Raw genomic sequence first — 324 nt, forward strand, 5'->3', positions numbered from 1 at the left:
CGACGGACCTCGGGACGCTCTTACACCACGTCTGCGCGCGCCACCTCACTCTCGGACAATACTCATGATTTTCGGTAAAAAACGTAAAAGAAATAAGAACAATTAACAAAATGTATAATAACAATCAATAGCGACTAATGATTTTCATGTAAAAGGACACCAAACTATACGGTGTCCTTTTCAAATTCTTACGTCATATCAAGGCTCATTCAATCGTGGTAAATTCGTGGTAAAATGAGTGCTTTCCTATATTTCAAAATGCTTGAAAGTATAGTGTTTATGCGGATAATCAAAAATCAGATATAAAATTTAGCTTAATTTCAT

Origin of the sequence: Collinsella sp. AM15-2 (assembly GCF_003471985.1) — a bacterium.
Lineage (GTDB): Bacteria > Actinomycetota > Coriobacteriia > Coriobacteriales > Coriobacteriaceae > Collinsella.